The sequence below is a fragment of the Alcanivorax sp. HI0044 genome (assembly GCF_001634945.1).
In genome coordinates, this window is the sequence record NZ_LWEZ01000285.1 from 1 (window position 1) to 933 (window position 933).

At 61.5% G+C, this 933-nt stretch carries 2 pseudogenes; both read left to right on the forward strand.

Annotated elements, in window-relative coordinates:
- Positions 1-511 (forward strand): annotated as a pseudogene (locus tag A3730_RS30970) (hypothetical protein); the annotation flags it as partial.
- 75 nt (positions 512-586) lie between these two features.
- Positions 587-933 (forward strand): annotated as a pseudogene (locus A3730_RS03515) (hypothetical protein); the annotation flags it as partial.

The following is a 933-nucleotide window of genomic DNA, read 5'->3' on the forward strand; positions in this document are numbered from 1 at the left end:
CGAACGCGATTACCCGATTATCAACAGCCATGGCAACTGGACCGGCACCGAAGCCCTGCGCGACCAGATCGCCAGCCAGGGGGGCGTGACGGCGTCCTTCGGTAGCGTGCGCGGCAACTGGGTAGACCAGCTGACCCGCGACGGCAACCGCCCCCGCGACCCGGCCTTCAAGGTTGGCCCCTTCGGTGGCGCCCCGTTTGCGTCTGACGTCAACGGCATTGCCAATCTGGCCGGCAACCCCGGCACACCCGATCAGGAAGCCGAGCTTTATCCCTTCACCTCGGTGGATGGCCGCGTGCAATTCGACAAACAAACCACCGGTGACCACGCCTTCAGCCTTTACGAAGGCCGGGGCGTGGCGCACTACGGACTCTATGNGGACCAGATAGCCGACATGATGCTCAACAGCGATCGCCCGCAAGAAGAAATCGACGACGCGGTGAACCAGCTGTTCACCTCGGCAGAAGCCTACATACGCATGTGGGAACGACTGGAGCAGGCCGCTCAATAGCGGCCATCAATCCGGCACATGAAACAGCGCGCTTTTCGGGAAGCAGAAACAAAAAATGACAACGGGGAACTGACCATGAACATCAACCGATTCTGGCCTGCCATCGCACTGGCAGCCACTCTGGTACTCACCGCGTGCGGAGGCGACGGCAGCAATACCCCGGCAGCCAACAACCCCGCCACACCCAACAATCCTGACAACGGCGGCGATGATGGCGGGGGGGATGATGACGGCGGCGACGATGGTGGCACAGGCACCGATCCGGATGATGGCGGAGAAACGCCCCCCGATACCGTTGGCCGAACGTTCCTCATCAGCCCCGGTGAAGACGCCACCGAAGACATGGTCAATGCCATGGTCCAGCTACGTCCAAAAGACACCCTGCAATTCGAGTGCGGCTACTTCGAACTGGACCAGGGTAT